Origin of the sequence: Sphingobacterium thalpophilum (genome assembly GCF_038396785.1) — a bacterium.
Classification (GTDB): domain Bacteria; phylum Bacteroidota; class Bacteroidia; order Sphingobacteriales; family Sphingobacteriaceae; genus Sphingobacterium; species Sphingobacterium thalpophilum_A.
Genome location: NZ_CP151087.1, coordinates 3,624,549 through 3,648,207, shown reverse-complemented (window position 1 = coordinate 3,648,207; position 23,659 = coordinate 3,624,549). Strand labels below are relative to the sequence as shown.

Sequence of the window (23,659 nt, the reverse complement as noted above, 5' to 3'; positions counted from 1 at the left end):
ACGCATGACGCCTATATATTATATGTTCTCCAAAAGCTAAAATGTTGACAAAATTTAGCAATGTTGAAAACTAATTAAAGTAATCTAACAGAACTAAATATTTTCTACATATATTTACTATGTTAAAGGTTGCCACTTGGAGCGAAGCGACAAAATAACTATTCTCTAAAAATTCGTTTCAGGAAAAAATATTTTAATTGTTAAACGGAAATTCCAAATTGATTGGGATTTCCGTTTTTTATTTATACCTATGTTTTACCTTTCAACGATCGATCCCTTTACCTCTTCGCTAAATATTGACCTCAGTTGAATCAGGTTAATGGTTAATATCGTACGTTAAAGCAATAAACCAAGGTCAAAAACGCACCACCTAAAGACTGTCAATAAAATTACAATCTCCAACAATCCGTTGTTCATCAAAATCTTTATCTTTAAACATGCGAAGACCTTTTCTCTCTGTTATTATTATTTTGGCTGGTATCTTGTCAACTTCAATCGTTAAAGCACAGAATCTACAATGGAATGCTGCTGAAATTAAAGTTAATCTAGAAAAACTGAACGTGTTGGGCTCAGTCCTTTATTTTGCGGCACATCCGGATGATGAAAATACCCGGCTAATCGCTTGGCTAGCTCAGCAAAAAAAATATAAAACAGGTTATTTATCCCTAACTCGAGGTGACGGCGGACAAAACCTTATCGGAACAGAACAAGGTATTGAACTTGGATTGATTCGAACGCAGGAATTACTGGCTGCTCGAAAAATCGATAAGGGCGAGCAATTTTTTTCCTCGGCATATGATTTCGGATTCTCAAAGACCCCAGAAGAAACTTTCGAATTCTGGGATAAACAGCGTGTTCTTCGCGAAGCCGTATGGATTATCCGCAAATTTAGGCCCGATGTCATCATCACACGTTTCCCTCCAGATCCAAGAGGCGGACATGGTCATCATCAAGCCTCTGCAATTTTAGCACATGAAGCCTTTAAAGCTGCTGCTGATCCGAATCAATTTCCAGAGCAACTTCAATTTGTACGCCCCTGGAAAGCTAAACGCTTGCTTTGGAATACAGCTAACTTCGGAGGTCAAAACAATACACGTGAAGATCAGTTAAAAATAGATATCGGGGATTACAATTCTCTTCTAGGAGCCTCTTATGGAGAAATTGCCGCACACAGCCGTTCATCACACAAAAGCCAAGGCTTTGGTTCGGCAAGCCAACGTGGCTCATCAATCGAATACTTTGAGTATGTAGACGGTGCACCTGCCAAAAATACACTCTTGGATGGTGTTGACAGCTCATGGAAAAGAATTCAAAACGGCAGTAAAGTTGAGTCCTTGATTGATCACATCAATCAAACATATCAAATTGATAAACCCGAATTGATCATTGCTGAATTGATCCAACTGTACAAAGCACTGGATCAAATTGATGATGAATACTGGAAAACTGAAAAGAAAAAAGAGGTTGAAAAACTAATTCTTGCCTGTGGTGGAATTTGGTTCGAAAGTATCGCTAAAAATCCATCCTACGCCTTGGAAGATCAGATCAAAGTGGAACATTCCATTATTGTTCGGCGTCCAAATGTAACCGTTGAGCTGACCCAAATAAATGGAAATAGCATTCATGAAACACTAAAAATAAACAAGCTACAAAGAGACTCTGTTCTTATACATGACGACAGGACGACACAACCATACTGGTTGATTGAACCACATGGAAAAGGCAAATTTAACGTCAGTGATTTTAACTTGACTGGCTATCCAGAAAACCCCTATGCTCCAGAGGTATCATTTCAACTCCGGATCAATGGTGAAAATATCACACTCAGTCAGCCCATAAAATATAAATATACCGATCCTGTTCGTGGCGAAATCTACGAACCCATTGTGATCGTCCCACAGTTGACGGCAAAAAGTTCCAGCCCTTTGGCACTTACACAAAATGCCCACACTGTCAAAGTGAATCTGACTTTTCAGAAAAACGGACAAGCAAACACAACCACATTTAACGTCAGACCGCATGTACCTAAAGGCTGGGAAGTTTCACCGGCATCTTTTGACCTATCTTTTGACAAAGGCGAACGTGCAATTTCCAAAGAGATCAGCATAAAACCATCAGATGATTCTAAATCTTCCATTGATACCCTGGGGTTCCTCTTGGCGAACAAAGAACGTTTAAAAGAGATAAAATCCATCGATTACAATCATATCCCTAATATTGTTTATTTTCCAGATGTCGCTATAAAAATGAGCAATATCAACCTGATCAACGACGTAAAGAAAGTGGCATACATCCATGGGGCAGGGGATCTAATTCCGGAGTCGCTGGCAGCCATTGGTGTTAAAGTCGATGTTTTAAGTAACGAACAGGCATTAAAAGCAGACCTTTCTAGCTACGATGCTGTAATCTTGGGTGTACGAATTTTCAACGTTAACAAGCAAATTGCGCAGCTCCAAAACAGACTACTTGCGTATGTGAACATGGGTGGAACGGTCCTGGAACAGTACAATGTAAACAATGGACTGTTCTCAAAAAACTTTGGTGCTTTTCCTTTTAGCATCGGAAGAAGCCGTGTAACAGACGAACTTGCAACGGTACATTTCGATAAAAATGACCCGATTTTTAATTACCCGAACAAGATCAGCGACGCCGACTTCGAACACTGGGTGCAGGAGCGGGGACTCTACTTTGCGGAAGATATTGATAAAAAATATCGCACCCCGATCACCATGCAAGATCCCGGCGAACCGTTACATAATGGCTCATTACTCATTGCTCAATATGGAAAAGGTAAATTTGTTTATACATCTTTGTCTTTTTTCAGACAATTGCCTGCCGGAATTCCCGGAGCTTACAGATTATTCGTAAATTTGCTATCAAAATCAAAATAATATAATAATGGAAAATCAGATTGACAACAGCTGCACGACAATTGATGCTGGCAAAGCAAAAGGAATCATTCTTTTAGTTGCTGTAGTATTTGGTGCATTAATTGGATTCACTGCAAACGAGACATTTTTAAGCATCTTTGGAGGTGCCGCTGTCGGATTGATTATCGCTGCTATTTTTAATAGCGTTATCTATCCTCAAAAGCCTTCAGATAGATAAGAAAGATGAATAGCTGGAAGCGTTTCTACTGGTTGGTCGTTATCTGGCTATTCGTATTCATCCTTTTTCTGTACATTTTCACGAACCACTATTCATGAGTACAGCAGATTGGATCGTGTTATTTCTGACACTCTTAGTTATTGTCATTTATGGCGTTTATAAGAGTAGAGGTATAAAAAATATTGATGGATATCTTCTAGGTAATCGTTCTTTACCCTGGTATCATGTCGGATTATCAGTAATGGCGACGCAAGCGAGCGCCATTACTTTCTTATCTGCCCCCGGACTAGCCTATTCTTCTGGAATGAGTTTTGTCCAATTCTACTTTGGTCTTCCGTTGGCCATGATTGTGCTCTGCATTACATTTGTCCCTATTTTTCATAAGCTAAAAGTATTTACAGCCTACGAATTTCTAGAAAAACGTTTTGACGTCAAAACCAGAGGACTCACTGCTATTCTTTTTTTGATACAGCGGGGGATATCAACAGGTATTACCATCTTTGCACCCGCTTTAATTATATCGACCATTCTTCATATTGATCTTACCTGGACCACATTGGCCATAGGGATTTTTGTTGTTATCTATACGACCTATGGAGGAACCAAAGCCGTATCTCATACGCAGTTGCTTCAAATGAGCATTATCTTTGGATCATTACTCGTAGCAGGCATATTAGTTATCCATCTCCTGCCAGAGTCAATTGGATTATCAAAAGCACTTCATATTGCAGGAAAATCAGGAAAAACCAACGCGTTGGATTTTACTTTTGACCTCAATAATAACTATACGCTTTGGACAGGACTAATCGGAGGTTTTTTCCTACAGCTTTCCTACTTCGGGACCGACCAAAGTCAAGTAGGCCGTTATTTGACAGGGGCTTCGATCAAGGAAAGTCGCATAGGGTTGATTATGAATGGTCTACTGAAAATCCCCATGCAATTTGCGATCCTGTTGATTGGAGTTCTGGTATTTACCTATTATCAATTCCATCAGCCACCCATTTTTTTCAATCAAGTCGAGATCAAGAAGCTTAAAGAAAGCAAATATGCTCCTGATTACCAGATTCTCGAACAAAAGCATAGCGAGCTGTTTAAAACACGTGAATCTGTTGTTCAGCAGCTTAATACAGCATTGGATCACGACGATGAAAAAAGAATTGCTGATCATCGATCCTCACTCGGTCAACTTAATGCAAAAATGCAGGTCGTAAAAGAAGGGACTTTGGACTTAATCAAAAAAAACAACCCAACAGCGGAAACGAATGACAATAATTATGTCTTTCTTTCTTTTGTGACGAGCGTCTTCCCAAAGGGCCTAATTGGGCTACTCATAGCGGTCATTTTTCTCGCATCCATGGGGTCTACAGCAAGTGCTATCAACTCATTGGCTTCAACAACGACCATTGATATCTACAAAAGATTTATTAATCCTACCTCATCTGAAAAACAAGAACTTTTGTGGTCGCGTTTATTTACGTTGATCTGGGGTACATTTACTGTTATTGTTGCTTTGTATGCGAACAGATTGGGTAATCTCCTCGAAGCGGTCAATATCCTGGGCTCACTATTCTATGGTACTATCCTAGGGATCTTTATCGTCGCCTTCTACATGAAGAAAATTCAAGGCAAAGCTGTTTTTCTTGCAGCCATTCTTTCCGAAATTATCGTGATAGCGGTATGGACGATAAATAAAATTCCTTTTCTCTGGCTAAATCTTATTGGCTGCCTAGCTGTCATGTTAATCACCTATATCGTACAACTGGGGACGAAAGTACCTCGTCCCATGGAGGACAATAGTGATCTTAAATAAAACCTTCATGACTTCACAGACACCAACAGCAATGAAAGCGAGCTGAAGGTTCTTTTTGGCCAATAAGATCATACTTTCAGAAAAAATAAAAAAGCCTGATTGATCAGGCTCCGTATTGTTTATAGATATTGTACAATACACTCTTATCGTATATGGTCAATTCGGGGGTTGTATCTCGAACGACAAACTTTCGTTTAAAGGCAACGATAGCGGCTTTTAGATTGGATGTATCATAACCAATAATTTTAAGCGCATCTATCGCATTAAAGCTATCAGGAGGGGCCACAAGCTGTCCTTCATCATACCATATTCCAAAACCCCGTTCTGCAAGCTTTTTCCACGGGAAAAAAACGCTTGGATCATTCTTGCGTGATGGAGCGATATCAGCATGGCCAATAAAATTATTTGCTGGAATTAAATAACGCGATTTCAAGGTATCAAGCACAGTCATCAATGAATTAATTTGTGCCTCAGGAAAAGGCTCCCTACCATTATTATCCAATTCTATACCTATAGAACAGGAGTTCATGTCGACAATAGAACCCCATTTTGCCACCCCCGCATGCCAAGACCGAACATAATCGTTCAACATTTGTATAATCTCCCCATTCCGGCCAATGACATAATGTGAACTCACTTTAGTTCTTGGAATCTGAAAGGTTTTGATCGTCTGCCCAATACTATCTTGTGCTGTATGATGAATAATGACATAGTTAGGTTTACGAACATCATAATGTATGGCTTCCTCTTGGCGCCAATAAGGATGGTTTCCAGATTTCTGTAAAAAAACAACCTTTCTTTCCTCAGGTGTCAATAAATTGGTATCTGGCTTAGCTTCGACTTTCTCTTCCACAACCAATGCAGAAGCAAATGACGCAACTAGCGGTTTTGCAACCACCGGCTGTATCTTCGACTTGCAGCTTGCCAAAGACAGCAATGAACAAAGCAATATCCCTATTGACACAGACCTAAACATTATTTTGGTAAACTATAGACTATACCCATTGCCAGCGACTGGCTCAACTGTACTCTTGAAATAACATCTGGATCATAGATCATAATACCATTTAAGTTCACATTGATGACTCTCGTGACTTTTGCCGTTACAGTTACATCCAGACGGTGTGTAGGATTGGAAAGTTTCTCGTAATCAGCAAAAAGGTTATAACGAGCCTTTACATTCAGTTTATCTGTGAAGTTTTTGTCTAGGTTACCCGTTAGCTGGAATGCCAGTGCATTGGCAAAAGTGCGGTCTTCCTTTACACCAAATCGTTCACCAGTACCCGCACTTGGATTGTTAGGATCTCTATAATAGCCATATTTCTCAAAGAAACCTTCTCCAGAACGAGGCTTAACACGCTCATCCAAGATAAAAGTCTGGCGTGCAGTACCTGTACCGAAACGTAGGGAAAATTCGTTACTAGGCTTATACTCAAGACCGAAAGATTCTGTCAGATAAGCTGGTGCCATAAACGCATTCTCAATATAGTCTATTGTATCTCTGCCGTTAACCGTTTTATACTTATAACCCGCATCAAATTGCGACTCAAATGTCACCGACGTAAACAATGCCCAATTGGCAGACAATTTATAAGAAAGCTTATTATCCCAAAATATACGGTCATTATTCTTCTTCGCAATATTATTGGTATTCTTTATCTTTCCATAACGTAAATCAACTTCGGTCACAAAATTGAAATTGTCCTTCGTATAATCCGATTTATGATTCGCATTCAATCCTACAGCAATAGAACCAACACCGCCACCTTTCCAATTATCATTAAATGACGCCTGATTTAAATTGATCCCAAATTTTGTCCAATGTTTCCAATAGTCTACCTCTAAGTTTAGTTTTGGAACTATAGGACGAATCGTTTTAATATTTAATGGTTGCTCTTTCTGTACAGAAATTACGGTATCTGGCTTAGCGCGAAGATCTTTCAGATCCTGTGCTTTTAAGCTGGTAATAGAAAGGCAAAGCAGAGCCATGCCGACAAAATTGAATAACTTCATTCTGAAAACGTCTATTTTTTGTTTACGGTACTAATTTATAATTAATTGTTGGAAAAGGCTCAATAAAATATTGCGAAGGGTTCAATTGATACTGTGAATAACAATCCTTGATATAATTCGCCAGTTCATAATCACTCGCTGAGAGAACAAAGAAATAGGAGGGTCTAAATATCCTTCTAAATCGTTCTGCTTCATCGCTATTTAGTCCAGTAATCTTGCTGATAAGCTCTTTCGAAAATTTATAATCGATCACATTTTCCTTATAGTCATTTTCAATGGTTTTAGTTAGTCGACGTGCTCTTTTGGCCTCCTTGCTAAATAAACTATAGATTGAATTGATGCTTAATCCAGCACCATTTTGACCAACAGAAAATACGTCACCATAACCCGCAAGACGATACGCTTTCTCGTAATCCTCCTTTGCTTTTTTCAGAATTTCTTCTGGCGTCTTGCGTGCAAAAACCTGAACTTCATCAATATAAAACGATTCACGTACCAAATGAAATAGCAACAATCCACGCTTATCCACCTGAAGAGTATCTGAAAAATAGCCTTTACATAGCGCAACAATATGATCTCCTAGCTGTGCATTAAAGACAAACTCTCCTTTAATAGTATTATAATTGACCTCCCCGGTACGCAAGTTCGCCAGCTTCACATTTCCAATACGTTGTTTGGTATTTTTATCAAAAACAATACCCTCGACTTTTTTATCTTGGCAAAAAAGTGAAGAAGTAAAGCCAACAAGGGCAATAAGTAGAAAAATATATCGCTGTAGTATCACTTTCGTAAAACTACTATATCGCTGTACAAAAGCGAAATATTTAACATCTTTTAAAGCGTAACTATTTAGATATAACCAATAGCTGACCTAAAGATAGGGCATCATCGGTAAGACCGTTTAGGGATTTGATCTGATCAACGGATACATTGTACAGCTTACTGAGCGAATATAACGTATCCTGAGCTTTAACCTCATGAATACGCATAGCTACCGGGCTCTTGATTTCTTCTGTCTTTACGACGGTAGGAGGGGTTTCTTGTACATTCTGTACGATCTCGACCTGAACAGTCTTTTCACGTACAACCTTTTCACGTGGCGATTCACCGCGATCGTATTGATCAAGATGATATCTTTCGATCATTTCGATCAGCAATTCAGGATAACGCGGATTGGTGGCGTATCCAGCCGCTTTCAAGCCTTTGGCCCAGCCTTTATAGTCGTTCTTATCCAACTTAAAGAGTGCCGCATATCGCGGTCGTAACAGAAACTCTGAGTGATCCCGAAAAGATTGTTCGGGATTTTCATAAACACGAAAGCAGTCATTGATATTATCATCGGGACGAGTCACGGATTTTCCTTTCCAAACTCCGCCACATTTAATACCGAAATGATTATTAGCCTCACGCGCAAGATAACTGTTACCATTACCGGATTCCAGTAAAGCCTGAGCAAGTTTAATGCTCGCAGGAATACCATATTTATTCATTTCTGCAACGGCCACATCTTTGTAATGAGCAATATAGTCGTTACCAGCCATGGTAGGTCGCCCCACAGAAGATGATGAAGAAGTTTTTGAATTGGAGCCAGATTTAGTGGAGGAAATTGTGCCTCTCCGGCTTGAACATGATGTAATCAACATCATGAATACAAACATGCCATAAAAAAACTTCTTCATGCAATACTATCGCGCTTATTTTTTTGTTGACGAGAATCTATTTTGCTTAGCATCATTATCAAACATATCCAAATGATATTGTCTAATAGTAGCGAGTACTTTTGCTGTCCAACCTTTACTCGTAGAGTAGCCCGAACGAGCAATCGCTTTTACCCAAGCTTCGTATTTTTCACCGGGATGTTTTTCAAAAAGACTCTGAGTAGTCTTTTTTCTTTTTACTATTCCTACAAAATCATCATACGAGTCCATTACAGACCGATAACCTTTGTAAGCTGACCGAATAACGGTACTGTTGTTTTTTCCTTTGACACCAAAATGGTTATTCAAATTTTTTGCTACCCTGCTACCACCATTTCCGCTTTCATGCATAGCGATGGCTAAGATAACCGATGCTGGAACACCATGTTCCTCCATCATTTCTTTTGCTATTGGACTGTACTTATCGACATATGCCGCATTACTTTGAGCTGAAACTTTTGTTAATCCAAAAGTTCCCAAAGCTAGTAACAGTACAAAGCTTTTTAATTGTTTTAAATTCATGAAGAATGTTTTAGTTCACAAATTACTTCTTGCGCAAGGCAAAAAGTCCGTCTCGAATCGGTAATATTACCTTTTCTACGCGCTTGTCCTGAGCTAAACGTGCATTCAAATCAATGATCTGCTTTGTTTGGTTGTCTGGTTTTGAATCTAACACCTTACCTTTCCATAAGACATTGTCAATCAAAATAAGTCCCCCAGACGGAACTTGATTTATTATCGTTTCGAAATAATATAAATTTCTCTTTTTGTCCGCGTCGATAAATACCAAATCAAATGTTTCATCTAATGTAGGTAGTATTACCGCTGCATCTCCAATATGATAGTTGATTTTATCAGCAAATACCGATTCATCAAAATAACCTTGGACGCGTTCTTGTTGCTCTGCATTGATATCGATAGTATGCAATATCCCATCTTCCTGCAGCCCTTCTGCGAGACACAACGTTGCGTATCCCGTAAACGTTCCTATTTCCAAAATACGTTTCGGAGCAACCAATTTACTCAATAAAGAAAGAACTCTTCCCTGGTAGTGCCCAGATAACATATGGGGCATTGTTTCCTTCAAATAAGTCTCCCGATTTACCCTTTTCAGTAACGAATTTTCCTCGTCTGTAGTATGTTCCAAATAGGACTCTAAATCGTCGGCAACAATTTCCATAACCACAAAGGTACCAAAAAACATTTTTATGATAAAAACTTTTTTTTACAAAAAACTGAATATCAATTAAATACAATTATCCTTTTGTAAAGAGCATTTTTCATAAATCGCCTCAGAAGCATAAAAAAACAATATTGCCATTTTTTGATTTTCTATTTTGTTTTCAAATTCTATCAAAAAAAAAGCCCACTAAAAGAGGATATTTTAGCGGGCTTTTTTTATTAATAAACAACAAATATACTAAGCAAGATCAGCAGTGATCAAGCGTAAAAATTCGGATCTTGTGACATCATTTTGGAATGCGCCAGTAAATGCAGAGGTAGTCGTTACGGAATTCTGTTTTTGAACACCACGCATTGCCATACACATATGCTTGCATTCCATCACCACAGCTACTCCACGAGCGCCTAAAGTTTCTTGAATACAATCCCTGATCTCATTGGTGAGACGTTCCTGAACTTGCAGGCGACGCGCAAAAATATCAACGACACGTGGTATTTTGCTTAAACCGACAATATGGCCATTTGGAATATACGCGATATGGGCTTTACCAAAGAAAGGCAACATATGGTGCTCACAAAGAGAATATACTTCAATATCCTTAACGACAACCATTTGACTGTAGTCTTCCTCAAACATAGCACCGCGTAACACTTCCGCAGCATCGATATCATAGCCATGCGTCAAAAATTGCAATGCCTTTGCAACACGTTCTGGTGTTTTCACTAAACCTTCACGTTTTGGATCTTCCCCCAGACATTCCAATATATCTGTATAATGAGCAGCGATGCGATCTACCTTTTCAGTATTGTATTTGTCGATCTTAATATATCCATCCAACTCTTCGTTGTCAAATGAGTGTTGACTCATAGTTTCTACTATTTAAATGTATTAAAGATTAATCGCCAAAATATTCGACGTAATTATTTTCTGTTTCATGCAAACGGACACTATGCAAGATCACACCCTGTTCATCAAACAGCGGTTTTAAGATCTTAAATATTTCGATTGCTATATTCTCCGTAGAAGCCATGACTCCCTTCATAAAATCAACATCTAAATTGAAATTACGGTGATCGACTTTGTCAATGATACTACGATTGATTATTTCTTTCATGATCTTTAAATCGATCAAAAAACCAGTCTCCGGATTGACTTTTCCTTTAACTGTTACATAAAGATCATAATTATGTCCATGCCAATTTGGATTGGAGCAAAGACCAAATACCTGTTCATTCTGCTCTTTACTCCAGTCTTCACGATAGAGCTTGTGCGCAGCACAGAAACGTTCGCGACGAGTTATAAATACCATAATGATACAAAGATAAGGCATTAAGAGCAATTAAAACATCTCAATTTAAGGAATGAAGTCAGAATATAGTAATATAATGGAGTACCTTCCGCCTTTGGTCATCACACAGGGATAAAAAGCTCCTTATTCTTAGCTGTAACATGATTTCGGGAATTAATTTGCTAAGACTTCGCAGTGAGTTTTTGTATGCACCCTGTTGACAAAAGTGTTGCCGGATAATGCGGATACTTTAGCATGATATTCTTTGTGTTTTAATTAGGTTTTACTTAGGTTTTAATTAGGTTTTGTTTAGGTTTAGTATAGGTTTGACCTAAATTAAACCTAACTAAATTCTAAACTAAAGGTATATAAAAGCTAAACTAATATATAAGAAGGTCATAGCTGTTTCTGATTTCAATAGGCTAAAAATGGCACCGTTCGGACTCGATGATCAAAAATGATTTCGTAGCAACTAATCAGTTAACCTTATTATTATAATCAAGCTCAAATTTGTAAGCAGGACGAATTCCTAGCTCGCTATTTTTATGCTAAAAAAAGGTATGCCTGCAATATAATTTGTAATTTTCCATCAAAAACGAATTTATCATGCAAATATTAGTGATTGCGGCTACTTCATTTGAATTGCAGCCTTTTCTGGAAGTGGTGCCAAATTACAGTCAATGCGATACCCTAATCACTGGTGTGGGCATGGTGGCCACAGCCTTTGAGCTAGGAAGAGTGCTACATGAAAAAAAATATGATCTCCTCATTAATATCGGGATAGGGGGATGTTTGGACCGACATATTAAAATAGGCTCAGTTGTTCAAGTCGTTTCGGAATCATTTGTTGAACTGGGCGCGGAAGACGGTCATAATTTTATTCCAATAGATCAATTGGGCTATGGAAAGTCTAAATTTACTTCGTGTTTCCTGAATGACAAGGAACTTAGGCTTCCTTTTCTACAACAGGGGGAAGGAATTACCGTAAACAAAGTCCATGGTAGTACAGAAAGTATTGAAAAAGTTCAAAAACTGCATCCTGATAGCCTTATTGAAAGTATGGAAGGAGCTGCGGTTTTCTATGCAGCCGATAAAATGACAATTCCCGTGATTGAGATTCGCGGTATTTCAAATTACGTGGAAAGAAGGAACCGTGCCACGTGGAACATTCCGTTAGCGATAATGAATAGTAATAAGGCACTTATAAAAACATTAGAATATCTGAACAACTTATATTCAAAAATTTAATACAAAAGTCATTTACTTATTAAAAAATGACATAAAACTATAGAATTAGCGGGTTCAAATCTTCAAAATATCAATTTTAAATAGTAGATTTGTAATCTAAAAATTGACACTATTTTACAACTGATGAGAGAAATACAATTCAGAGAAGCACTTCGTGAAGCAATGAACGAAGAAATGCGTAAAGACGACAAAATATTTTTATTAGGAGAAGAAGTTGCTGAGTATAACGGAGCTTACAAAGTAAGTCAGGGTATGCTTGATGAATTCGGTGCAAAGCGTATCATTGATACACCTATTGCGGAACTTGGTTTTGCTGGTATTGCTGTTGGTGCTGCAATGAATGGTTTGAAGCCAATTGTTGAATTCATGACATTCAACTTCTCACTTGTTGCAATTGACCAAATAATCAATGCTGCAGCTAAAATTTACTCGATGAGTGGTGGACAGTTCTCTATTCCGATGGTCTTCCGTGGTCCTACAGGAAATGCGGGTCAGCTTGCAGCACAACACTCTCAAAACTTTGAGAACTGGTTTGCAAATACACCAGGTTTAAAAGTTGTGGTTCCTTCGAACCCATATGAAGCTAAAGGTTTATTGAAATCAGCTATTATCGATCCAGATCCTGTTATCTTCATGGAATCTGAGGTCATGTATGGTGATAAAGGACAAGTTCCTGAAGAAGAATATTACTTAGAAATCGGAAAAGCTAATATTATCCAAGAAGGTACAGATGTAACTGTTGTATCTTTCGGTAAAATGCTTCCTCGCGTTGTCATCCCTGCAGTTGAAGAATTGAAAAAAGAAGGTATCAGCGTTGAATTAATCGATTTGCGCTCGGTACGTCCTATCGATTATCCTACAATCATTGCGTCTGTGAAGAAAACAAACCGTTTGGTAATCGTGGAAGAAGCATGGCCATTGGCATCTATTTCTACGGATTTAGCATTCAACGTACAACGGAACGCATTTGATTATTTAGATGCCCCTGTTATCCGCGTAAATTGTGCAGATGTACCTCTTCCTTATGCTCCAACATTGATCGAAGCTGCTTTACCTAGCGTTGAGAAAGTTGTGAAAGCTGTGAAAGAAGTATCTTATATCAAGAAGTAATACGAATTACATTCTTAAAAAATTAAAATCCCTTTTACCCTGTAAAAGGGATTTTTTTTTATATTTAAACTGGCCGATTGTTGCTTATTAAAAAAATTAAAATTCCATATATGAAAAAATTAAGAATTGCCTCTCTGATGGCGGTATTTGCATTTTTAGTGATATCTGCTTCCGCACAAAAGAAATACACACTACGTGTAAATCCCGATTCAGGGAAAAAAATAACGCAAAACCTTGTGATGACAATGGATATTGATGCTGCTGGCAAAAAAATGGTTACAGACCTTAATATGGGTTTTGATATCACCAATACAACGAAAAAAGACAATATCTTCGCGTTCGACCTTAAATATACCGGAATCAACATGAAAATGAATATGGCAGGAATGGATATGACTTACGACTCTAAAAACCCCGAGGCCAATGAATTTTCTAAACAGATGCATGCGACCTTAGGCAAGTTGCTCGAAAATAGCATTAGCTTTAATGTTGATCAACTTGGCAAATCTTCCGATATCAAGTTGCCTGAGGGCATTAACATGCCATTTGATAAAAGTATGTTCGAAAATATAACTACAGTATTGCCTGAACAGCCGATTAAAATAGGTGATTCTTGGACATCCAAAACTGAATCAGATGATTCAGGCATTTCAGTAGAAAACAAAATGACTTTAATAGAAGCAAATGAGCTAGGCTATAAAGTAAATGTTGAAGGAAAAATGTTCGGTCCGGATGCAAATCAGGTAGGCAACGTACAGGGCTTCTATGTCTTGGATAAAAAGACCTGTCTTACCACGAGTACAGAAATGACAAGTGCCGTGGATATGCCTGAAGCAAAAATAAAGACCACCTTACACTTGCGTCCTAAACGTTTAAAAAATGGCGGTGTTTTGATATAGCGAGATCGCTATATTTAAATCACAAAATTATAACACACCACCATGATAAATTTAAATGTTTTTAGTCAGATTTTATCTCTTATCGACCGCGAATTATTCAAAGATTTGGTTTCAAAGCACAAAAGTGACAAACATCAGAAAGGGATCAACAGCTGGACGCATCTAGTCAGTATGCTTTTCTGTCATTTTTCCTCGGCAGATTCGGTTCGTGATATTAGTAACGGTCTACGCAGTACCACTGGTAATCTGAACCACTTAGGTGTAGTAAGAGCTCCAAGTAAGTCTAATATATCCTATATCAACACACACCGTACCCATGAACTTTTCAAAGATCTTTACTATTCTGTTTTGGATAGGCTTTGGCAAAAGGACACCCATTTTCGCAAAGATCTTGTTCAGCTAAAGCGTAAAGTATATCTGATGGATGCAAGCATCATCCCCTTATGTCTATCTGTATTTGACTGGGCAAAGTTTCGCAGCACCAAAGGTGCCGTAAAGCTGCACACTGTCTTGGATTATGATGGCTGCCTACCTGTTTTTATGCAGATTACCGATGGAAAAGTACATGAGAGCCAGCGAGCCGGTAGTTACAGTTTTTCCAAGGGAAGCGTGGTGGTAGTGGACCGTGGCTACGTGGATTACAGCTGGCTTGGGGATTTGGACAGCAGGGGGTGTTACTTCGTTACCAGGAGTAAAGTTAATATGAAGTACAAGGTTATCAAGTCCTATCAGAGTGAAGCACTCATGGAAAAGGGGATCCTTAAGGATGAGCTCATTGAGCTATCCGGTGCTGCCTGCAATAAATACAACGGCAAGCCGCTACGCCTAGTCCACTTTTGGGACAGCACCACTGGCAATGAGTACCACTTTTTGACCAATAATACGAAGTGGAAGGCTTCTTTGGTGGCAAACATCTATAAACAACGCTGGCATATCGAAGTCTTCTTCAAGCATCTAAAGCAGCGCTTAAAAGTATCGACATTCATAGGGACTTCTGAAAATGCAGTGATGATCCAGATCTGGACTTCACTCATTGGCATATTACTGTTAAAATACTTACAAAAAAAGGCCAAATATGACTGGAACCTGTCCAATCTGGTCGCATTCATCAGAATGAATATCTTCGTGAAGATAAACATCTGGCAATGGATAGATGATCCCTTTCTCAGGCCGCCTATAAAAGGAAAAAAGGGACAGCTAAAGATCTTCGCAGATTGAAAAATAGGGGTCAATATCGAAATGATGAAAAAAGCTATGCCTGTACCACAGAAATCCAATCCTAAAATTTATTTAGGACAGATGTGACCACCTTAAAAACCCAATAAACGACGAAAAATAAAATAGGGGCCTTTTGGCCCCTATTTTTTTTGTTATATATCAAATTTATGCGTTGATCTCTTCTTTGTACTGATCAGCAGATAACAAAGCGTCAACATCAGCAGCGTTGTTCAATTTAATACGAACAATCCAGCCTTCACCATAAGGATCAGAATTGACCAATTCAGGAGATGCATCAATAGCTTCATTCACCGATAAAATCGTAGCTGCTACAGGTAAAAACAAATCAGAAACTGTTTTTACGGCTTCAATTGTACCGAAAACTTCATTAGCGGCTACTTCTTCACCTACAGTGTTTATGTCAACAAAAACGATGTCACCCAATTCACGTTGAGCGAAATCGGTAATCCCTACAACTGCTTCATCACCTTCAACACGAATCCATTCGTGATCTTTGGTGTATTTCAATTCTGCTGGAAAATTCATTGTATTTAATTTTTGATTTTTAATGCCGTGAAGTTACAAAATATCTTTAATTGTCAAAAATGATATTCATCATAACATTTTTGTGTTTATTTTTAAGCTATGAATCCTCAAATCGAAAGACTTTACCAAATTTCACAAAAGAAAGAACGTCGTATTATTGGCCTGATGTCCGGAACATCCCTGGATGGTCTTGATATCGCCGTGTGCCGCATAGAAAATGCAGGTAAAACAACGAAAATACAGCTCGAGAATTTTACTACAATGGATTATGAGGATGATTTTAGAGAGCGGGTGCGTGAAGTTTTTGCAAAACGAAATATCGACCAGCAATTATTTTCGGGACTCCATGCTTATATTGGAGTCACGCATGCCAAATTAATCAACACAGCATTGCAACAATGGAATCTATCAAGCAGTGAGATTGATTGTATAGCCAGCCATGGGCAAACCGTATACCATGCTCCTCAATCGTTGACCAAAGACCGCAACTGGCCCAACAGCACTTTACAGATTGGAGATGGAGATCATATCGCGGTAGATACAGGTATCATAACCCTATCTGACTTTAGGCAAAAACATATTGCTGCAGGAGGAGAAGGGGCACCTTTGGCAGCCTATGGCGACTACCTTCTTTTCTCGCATGCAACAGAGAATCGATTCTTACTGAATATTGGCGGTATTTCTAATTTCACATTTATCCCAAGCCATCAAACAAAATTGAAAGCCTATGCAACAGATCTCGGTCCAGGCAATACGATGATGAACCAATACATGAAGGCTAATTTTAATCAGGAGATGGATAGAGATGCCTATATGGCCAAAAAGGGACAAGTAAATGATGCGCTATTAAATCAATTATTAACAGAAGAATTTCTAACACTGCCCTTTCCAAAAACCACCGGGCCCGAACTATTTAATCTCGCTTATCTCGAAAAGGCGCAAGAGCGTTCGAAAACGACTCATATTCCACATGAAAACGTCATGGCGACCCTCAATCGCTTTGCGGCTCTTGCGATGGTCAATGGCATCCGAAAGCAGTCAGAAGGACTATCTAATGTGGCTGTATATATAAGTGGTGGTGGACTGCACAATCCTTTGCTATTTGATTACATCAAAAGGAGCTTACCTACCCGTAAAGTTGAAAGCTTTGCAACATTAGGTATCAATCCAGATGCAAAAGAGGCCGTCCTCTTTGCTTTGTTAGCAAATGAAACTTTGGTAGGCAACAAATCCAATGTAGCGCAAATTAAAGATTCGCCCGCTGTCTGCATGGGCAAAATCAGCTTACCGGAATAATTAGTCCGTATCGATGGCTTCTTGTAAGAACTCTTTAAAAGGAAGCATGCTTTTATAGGAAGCCACGATATTATCTAACGCATTTTTTGCTGATAAATCCTTAATAGTTAAAGATCTATCCAACACAAAACTTTTCAATTTGATAAAGTCAATAAAAGGATTATCCTCGCTATAGCCCGCAGGGGTACGCTTCAGTAAATCTTCTTTGAAAAGTGCAATATTACCGCCTGTCAATACTGTTTTTAAAATTTCATCCAATTTATTACCACTGTAATCAATTTCTTGTCTTATTGCCTCCAAATGTTGCTTTTCTGGACGCCAATATCCACAGGCAATAAATGAATTTTCTGCTCCAATATGAATATAGTACTCTGGTCCCTGCAACTTTCTTCCATCAACTGAAATTCCTGCCCCAAACCAACTTTTATAAGGTGTTTTATCATTTGAAAAGCGGGTATCACGGTAAATACGAAACAAACATTTACTTGCCTGTATGGAAGTATTGATTTTAGGGTCAAACTCGCTCAAAGCGGCAATTAAGTCTGTCAAAAAATTTCTCACATCGACCAATGCAGCTTCATATTTAGCTCTGTTATCGGCAAACCATTCCCGAGAATTATTGGCTTTCAATTCCGTTAAAAAATCAAATGTAGATTTTTGAATGTGACTCATAATACAATCAATTGATTAAAATTAAGAAAACATAGACCATAGGTGCCGCTAATAACAACCCATCAAATCTATCTAAAAAACCACCATGTCCGGGCAATATATTTCCGGAATCTTTTACGTGCAAGCTACGCTTTAACATCGACTCAACTAAGTCTCCCAATGTTCCAACAATACTGATAATAGCTGCTATACTTACCCATTGCCAGAGCGGTAGATAACCAAAATACTTCTCTAGATTCACTGCAGCAACAATTGCCAAAATCAATCCACCGAAAAAACCTTCCCATGTTTTCTTTGGTGAGATTCGTTCGAATAGTTTACGTTTTCCAAAGCTTCGTCCAGCGAGATATGCCCCTGTATCGTTTGTCCACAATAAGATTAAAAAACCTAAAGGCAGCACATAGTTAAAAGTACCTTGCATAAACCCTAATTTGGAAAACAGGAAAAAAGGTAATGTAACATAAGCTATTCCCAAAAAAGTATAGGCAATATCATTAAAAGGAAAAGCTCTCTTCTGAAAAAGTGAAATAATATAAGTCGCACTTATAAACGGAATAATCAGTGCTAAAAATTTTACCGCAAGCAGATCCATCGAAATTAAAGATCCCAAAACAAACAGTACCAAGGCCAGGGCGATACCAATCACTTTATTTGGAGCGCGTTCTTCGGATGAAACGATTCCATAGAATTCATAAAGACACCATGTACTTAGCAAGGTAAAAAAGATGGAATAAACATAAGCTCCCAAAAGAGTAGCCGCTATCATAACAGCCACAAAGATTACTCCGGTTATTGCTCTTGTTTTCATAAACTAAAATCCCCCTCCGATTCCTCAATTAACCTTTCGGCTGCTTCGATAGATCCTTCGCTGACATAAAGTTCAATTTTTCCAAACAGATAAGAAGAATCTTGTTTATTCAACGCGACAGCCGGAATACCATTCTCTTCCAACATTTGTTTGACTATCTCGGCTTGAATAGCATTTGTATATGTTTTAATTTTTTTCCAATCGTTCTCCATTGTTCTCTTTTTGCGTTGATCGATAAAATAAGAATACAAAAATAAGAGTAAAAATGAAGGCTACAAGATATATCCACCAAGATTGTAACTCAAATGCATTGAGTTCATCATAACTCTTTCCCTGTCTTACGTAATAAAATGCTCCAATTGTGGCACCGGCATTATTAACAAAGTGCCCAAAGATGGGCAATATGATGTTCTTGCTCCATACATAAAGATAGCCAAAAAAAGCCCCCAATAACATGCGGGGAACAAAACCAAAAAATTGCAGGTGTATCGCACTGAAGATAATAGCAACGAGCCATATAACCACATGCTGATTGCTCAACCATCTTCCTATTATTTTTTGCAAAATACCACGAAACAGCAATTCTTCACCTATGGCCGGAATTAAGGCCAGTACAACAATATTGTACAAAAAGCCGGATATACTCGACTCCATAATTATGCCCTTAATTAAATCACCCGATTCCTTTTCGCTACGCTCCATCCAACGCTGCAACGATTGCATACTATCGGGCAATTGTAAGGATTCATTCCAGTGACCGATCAGACTCATCAAAGGCATAAAAGAAAGCATTGCTAAAAATATATAGCCAAATTGCATTCCGCTAGGCCATTGTTTCAGTTTAAAATATGTAATGCCATATCCTTCGCGTGTATTCATCAGATAAGCTGGTACAACAAAAGATCCCAAGCTGCTCATTAACAACATAAAGCGCATCTCATTGGCCGATCCATTCATTAAGGATTCCAGTGAGAAGACCTGCCTGGTGAATGTATAATAACTTGCAATAATCAGAATAGTAATAATCTGCGAAAGAATGGTAAAACCGATAACCATTAAGATCAATCGTAACAAAGATTGAAACGGATGGGGTGTTTTTTCAGGAAACATATCTAGTAAATATCAGTTAAAGATAACAATAAAAGCAAGATTTATTAAAATTGTCATGTCCAATCAAATTTTAGCATCTGATTTGTATTGGCCTAATGAAAACGAATGATATGATCTAATTACGATAAAAACTACACGAGATATATTCAATCATCTCGGATATGGATGCAGTTACATACAAACTATATGATCAAAAAAGGGCTTTGAATCTCTTCAAAGCCCTTAGATTTATACTCTTTTAATTCACCCGAATAGGATCGGCTGGTTTTTGTAAATTTTTGTAAGGATACGTTTTCATTTCTTCCAACAATATCTTCACCGTTCTTTCAAGTTGAGGATCTCGGCCTTCCAAAAGATCTTTAGGCAATTGTTCGATAAATACATCAGGAGCGACCCCTTCATTTTCGATAATCCAATTTCCTTTTAGGTCATAGACACCGAAGTTTGGTGAAGTAATACGGCCTCCATCCAACAAAGGAGGGTAACCGCTTATGCCAACCAAAATCCCCATTGTTGTACGACCGACCAATTTGCCCAGTCCTTTAAAACGAAACATATAAGGCATCATATCCCCACCTGAGCCTGCATTTTCATTAATAATCATGGCTTTTGGTCCATAAATACCATTTCCCGGAGTCGTAAATCCTTTTCCATCACGAATTCCCCAGCCAGCGATTAACTCGCGAGATAAGAGATCAATCACGTAATCGGCAACCCAGCCACCACCGTTGTTCCTTTCGTCCATTAGAAGAGCCTTTTTATCCATCTGAGCGAAGTAATACCGATTGAAATAGGTATACCCTTCAGGACCGGTATTCGGCATGTACACATAAGCTATTTGCCCATTGCTCAATTCATTTACTTTTTTACGGTTCCTTTCGACCCATTCCATGTTACGCAAGTTCATTTCATCACTAAACGAGATAGGCTTAACGATTACTTCACGTGCGCCAACCAAAGAAGGTTTTGAATTGACCTTCAACGTAACTTGTTTACCAACAGTATTGTCAAATAAACTATAGATATCCTTATCCTCAGTCAATTCAGTACCATTAACAGCAACAATATAATCTCCTTCTTTTATGTTTAATCCCGGTTCAGCCAATGGAGCTTTGAACGATGGATTCCATTCAAGACGCGTAAACAATTTGGCGATCTGATAATAACCATTCTTTAGCGTATAATCTGCTCCCAACACACCAACTGAAACTGATGGCGTAGAAGGTTGATCTCCTGGATAGATATAATTGTGTCCCACGACCATTTCTCCCATCATTTCGTTCAATAAATAACCAAGATCAGAACGATGGTTTACAAAAGGCAAGAATTTTTCATATTTGGTTTTCATCGCTTTCCAGTCAGCACCATGCATATTTTCTACATAGAAATAGTCTTTTTGCATTGACCAAACTTCATTGAATACCTGTTTCCATTCGGCTGCGGGATCCACCAATTGCTGAATTCCACCTAACTTGACTTCTCCTGCAGTAGGAGAGGCTACTTTTTGCCCAGCTGTTACAATATTGAACCCATTTCCCGTTTGATATAACATTTTTTTACCATCAGCACTAATAACAAAACTACGTGCATTCTCCACTAAGGTTTTATTTTCAAGATCCTTAAAATCATATGCCCCGATTGTTCCACCACGTTGATAAGTCAATTGATTCGGAACCAAACCATTTAAATTCCAGTAAGGACCGGCTGGCAAAGGGAGAGCAACAATTCGATTCTCTATACGATCAAAGTCTACCTGAATAGATTTGTCAACCGGCTTGCTTGCAACTGACTCTTCCTTCTTATCCTTTTTAGGGGATTTTTTATCATTCTCTTTTACACGTTCTTTTTTATTATTCTCTCCCTCTTCCTTTTTATCAGCTTTATCTTCACGGATTTGCTCATCATCACTATCGTTTTTAAAGAATGATGGTGTTTTGCTCGACAGGATAAAAGCATAGACTGCATAATCTACATTACGCTGTACAGCGGACATATGTAAACCAGAATTTGTTAAACCTGTATTTGTACTCGCCGTGAAAAATAAATATTTACCATCTTGCGAAAATGCTGTACTGCGGGCAGAGCTCATACCATCCGTAATTTGCTGAGTTTTCTTTGTATCTAAGTTATACATGAACACAGCAGGTGCACCATTTTCCAGTGTACGTATAAAGGATATCCATTTTGAATCTGGAGACCAACTTGGTTGGAAATGATTGGATACACGCCCGGTTTGACCACTTAATTTGTCGTCGGCAACTTTGACAACAGTCTTGGAAGCAATATCAATATAATACAGATTAAGATGCGCATCATTGTAAAAAAGCTTCTTTGAATCTGGTGACCAAGTAGGTTCAAAATAGAAATTGGTTTCCCCTAAATTAAAGTATAAGGGCTGATCTTTTCCGAACTGATCCATCAGTACCAACTGATAGGATCCATTTTTATCTGAGATATATGAAACCCATTTACCATTAGGAGACCAATCTGGAAAACGTTCATGCGAACCTGGTGAATTAGATAAATTTCGAGCTTCTCCTTTTTCCTTTGGTACCGTAAAGATCTCCCCACGTGCTTCAAATAACGCGCGCTGACCCGTAGGAGATAATGTAGCATAACGTATATCGTCCTTGATATCTTTATAATACGGTCTTTTGTACATGACATCTGTATTCACAGTGATGTGCAAAGGAGTAATTTTATTTCCGTTTAGATTCAGTGTATTCAATACTCCAGCATATTCAAAAATCAAGTCGTTACCATTCCCATTCAAGGAACGTACATCATAATCTTTGAAATCTGTTAGTTTTTCAACCTTTTTAGTTTTGGTGTCGTAGCTAAAAATATTGACAATTTTATCGCGGTCAGATAGGAAATAAACCTTCGTTCCCAACCATAATGGCTTAACATCATTACTTTTAACATTCGGAATAGTCTCGATTTCTTTTGTTTTGGTATCAAAGATCCAAATGGTTGGCATACCACCACCCCGGTAACGCTTAAAGGCTACTCGATCTCTTTCAGTAGGGTCAGTATTCTTGATGTAAGCCCAATAACGACCATCGGCAGAAGGGCTTCCCTGAGTAGCCTCAGGCATAATGAGCGCCTTGTCCATTCCCGACATTTGAATATTGGAACTGTATAATCGTGGACTTAAAGCATAGGTGAAATCACGAGATGTCGTATAATATACTTCATCATTATTGAGCCATCCCCGCAATACATCCGAAGAGGGATGATAAGTGATACGTTTGGGCTCACCACCCGTTACAGGGATTACATATACGTCTGTATTTCCGTCATAATTTCCTGTGAATGCTACTTTCTTGCCGTCTGGAGAAAACATTGGATTCTGTTCCACCCCAGGATTTGTTGTAAGGCGTCTCGGATTAGCTCCGTTTTTTTCGGCAATCCAAATATCTCCACCATAGACAAAAGCAATATTGTTGGCGCTAATACTTGGATTTCGAAGCAATAGGGTTTCTTGCGCTTTTGTTTGCAGAAAGGATGTACCGAGCAAAAAGGCAGCAAATAACTTGAAATGAGTTTTATTCATAAACGTTTAAAGGTTAAATTTACCACACACAAAACTACACTTTTGTAAGCGGACCTAGTTAGTATATCAACAAAGTTGCATAAAAAATATGACAAAA

22 protein-coding genes are annotated in these 23,659 nt (G+C 38.4%); 8 read left to right on the top strand and 14 right to left on the bottom strand.

The features are described 5' to 3' along the window. Positions 1 to 437 precede the first annotated feature (437 nt). The 3 genes from AACH28_RS16205 (at position 438) to AACH28_RS16195 (ending at position 4,918) form a co-directional block, all read left to right on the top strand. On the top strand, positions 438 to 2,891 hold the full coding sequence (locus tag AACH28_RS16205; RefSeq protein ID WP_341830991.1) for a PIG-L family deacetylase: 2,454 nt from the start codon (positions 438 to 440) through the stop codon (positions 2,889 to 2,891). A 7-nt stretch (positions 2,892 to 2,898) separates the two neighbouring features. Beyond that, entirely contained in the window at positions 2,899 to 3,108 is a 210-nt protein-coding gene (locus AACH28_RS16200) for a hypothetical protein (RefSeq protein ID WP_075990403.1), read from the top strand. 94 nt (positions 3,109 to 3,202) lie between these two features. Continuing rightward, a complete protein-coding gene (locus AACH28_RS16195; RefSeq protein WP_341830990.1) occupies positions 3,203 to 4,918 on the top strand; it encodes a sodium:solute symporter in 1,716 nt (571 codons plus the stop codon). Positions 4,919 to 5,021: 103 nt separating this feature from the next. Here the strand turns inward: AACH28_RS16195 and AACH28_RS16190 are convergent, their stop codons facing one another. The 8 genes from AACH28_RS16190 to AACH28_RS16155 form a co-directional block, all read right to left on the bottom strand. Continuing rightward, positions 5,022 to 5,882: an N-acetylmuramoyl-L-alanine amidase gene (locus AACH28_RS16190; protein ID WP_341830989.1), complete on the bottom strand. Its 861-nt coding sequence runs from the start codon at positions 5,880 to 5,882 to the stop codon at positions 5,022 to 5,024. 11 nt (positions 5,883 to 5,893) lie between these two features. Further along, positions 5,894 to 6,931, bottom strand: coding sequence for a DUF3078 domain-containing protein (locus AACH28_RS16185; protein ID WP_112375152.1), 1,038 nt, complete (start codon positions 6,929 to 6,931; stop codon positions 5,894 to 5,896). Between the two features lie 22 nt (positions 6,932 to 6,953). Beyond that, complete coding sequence (locus tag AACH28_RS16180; protein WP_070562720.1) at positions 6,954 to 7,715, bottom strand: hypothetical protein; 762 nt, start codon at positions 7,713 to 7,715, stop codon at positions 6,954 to 6,956. Between the two features lie 61 nt (positions 7,716 to 7,776). Further along, on the bottom strand, positions 7,777 to 8,610 hold the full coding sequence (locus AACH28_RS16175; protein ID WP_341830988.1) for a glucosaminidase domain-containing protein: 834 nt from the start codon (positions 8,608 to 8,610) through the stop codon (positions 7,777 to 7,779). A 15-nt stretch (positions 8,611 to 8,625) separates the two neighbouring features. Further along, positions 8,626 to 9,150 carry a glucosaminidase domain-containing protein gene (locus AACH28_RS16170; RefSeq protein ID WP_046673195.1) on the bottom strand — a complete coding sequence of 175 codons (525 nt, stop codon included), beginning with the start codon at positions 9,148 to 9,150 and terminating at the stop codon, positions 8,626 to 8,628. 22 nt (positions 9,151 to 9,172) lie between these two features. Beyond that, the gene (locus tag AACH28_RS16165; RefSeq protein WP_341833123.1) at positions 9,173 to 9,808 is read right to left on the bottom strand and encodes a class I SAM-dependent methyltransferase; all 636 of its coding nucleotides are present in this window, start codon (positions 9,806 to 9,808) and stop codon (positions 9,173 to 9,175) included. A gap of 240 nt (positions 9,809 to 10,048) precedes the next feature. Continuing rightward, entirely contained in the window at positions 10,049 to 10,678 is a 630-nt protein-coding gene (folE, locus tag AACH28_RS16160; RefSeq protein WP_046673193.1) for a GTP cyclohydrolase I FolE, read from the bottom strand. Positions 10,679 to 10,706: 28 nt separating this feature from the next. Continuing rightward, positions 10,707 to 11,120 (bottom strand): 6-carboxytetrahydropterin synthase, encoded by a 414-nt coding sequence (locus tag AACH28_RS16155; protein WP_070562714.1) that lies wholly within the window; start codon positions 11,118 to 11,120, stop codon positions 10,707 to 10,709. A gap of 585 nt (positions 11,121 to 11,705) precedes the next feature. Between AACH28_RS16155 and mqnB the strand changes: the two genes are divergently transcribed. From mqnB to AACH28_RS16135, 4 genes are all read left to right on the top strand, one after another. Beyond that, entirely contained in the window at positions 11,706 to 12,347 is a 642-nt protein-coding gene (gene mqnB, locus AACH28_RS16150; RefSeq protein WP_341830987.1) for a futalosine hydrolase, read from the top strand. Between the two features lie 123 nt (positions 12,348 to 12,470). Next, entirely contained in the window at positions 12,471 to 13,457 is a 987-nt protein-coding gene (locus tag AACH28_RS16145) for a pyruvate dehydrogenase complex E1 component subunit beta (protein ID WP_341830986.1), read from the top strand. A gap of 110 nt (positions 13,458 to 13,567) precedes the next feature. Next, positions 13,568 to 14,356: a DUF6263 family protein gene (locus AACH28_RS16140; protein ID WP_341830985.1), complete on the top strand. Its 789-nt coding sequence runs from the start codon at positions 13,568 to 13,570 to the stop codon at positions 14,354 to 14,356. 42 nt (positions 14,357 to 14,398) lie between these two features. Continuing rightward, positions 14,399 to 15,574 (top strand): IS4 family transposase, encoded by a 1,176-nt coding sequence (locus AACH28_RS16135; RefSeq protein WP_341830984.1) that lies wholly within the window; start codon positions 14,399 to 14,401, stop codon positions 15,572 to 15,574. 165 nt (positions 15,575 to 15,739) lie between these two features. Here the strand turns inward: AACH28_RS16135 and gcvH are convergent, their stop codons facing one another. Next, positions 15,740 to 16,120, bottom strand: coding sequence for a glycine cleavage system protein GcvH (gcvH, locus tag AACH28_RS16130; protein WP_286754217.1), 381 nt, complete (start codon positions 16,118 to 16,120; stop codon positions 15,740 to 15,742). A 99-nt stretch (positions 16,121 to 16,219) separates the two neighbouring features. Here gcvH and AACH28_RS16125 point away from each other — a divergent pair, with 99 nt between their 5' ends. Continuing rightward, on the top strand, positions 16,220 to 17,416 hold the full coding sequence (locus tag AACH28_RS16125) for an anhydro-N-acetylmuramic acid kinase (protein WP_341830983.1): 1,197 nt from the start codon (positions 16,220 to 16,222) through the stop codon (positions 17,414 to 17,416). Here AACH28_RS16125 and AACH28_RS16120 read toward each other — a convergent pair whose 3' ends face one another. From AACH28_RS16120 to AACH28_RS16100, 5 genes are all read right to left on the bottom strand, one after another. Further along, positions 17,417 to 18,088, bottom strand: a complete 672-nt coding sequence (locus AACH28_RS16120; RefSeq protein WP_341830982.1) for a DUF2461 domain-containing protein — start codon at positions 18,086 to 18,088, stop codon at positions 17,417 to 17,419. A gap of 7 nt (positions 18,089 to 18,095) precedes the next feature. Next, positions 18,096 to 18,896 (bottom strand): phosphatidate cytidylyltransferase, encoded by an 801-nt coding sequence (locus tag AACH28_RS16115; RefSeq protein ID WP_201669801.1) that lies wholly within the window; start codon positions 18,894 to 18,896, stop codon positions 18,096 to 18,098. After that, positions 18,893 to 19,042, bottom strand: a complete 150-nt coding sequence (locus AACH28_RS16110; protein ID WP_341830981.1) for a putative signal transducing protein — start codon at positions 19,040 to 19,042, stop codon at positions 18,893 to 18,895. The genes AACH28_RS16115 and AACH28_RS16110 overlap by 4 nt, the downstream gene beginning before the upstream one ends. Before the next feature lie 40 nt (positions 19,043 to 19,082). Beyond that, positions 19,083 to 20,006 carry a CPBP family intramembrane glutamic endopeptidase gene (locus AACH28_RS16105; RefSeq protein ID WP_341830980.1) on the bottom strand — a complete coding sequence of 308 codons (924 nt, stop codon included), beginning with the start codon at positions 20,004 to 20,006 and terminating at the stop codon, positions 19,083 to 19,085. Between the two features lie 238 nt (positions 20,007 to 20,244). Next, positions 20,245 to 23,562: a PDZ domain-containing protein gene (locus tag AACH28_RS16100; protein WP_341830979.1), complete on the bottom strand. Its 3,318-nt coding sequence runs from the start codon at positions 23,560 to 23,562 to the stop codon at positions 20,245 to 20,247. Positions 23,563 to 23,659 lie beyond the last annotated feature (97 nt).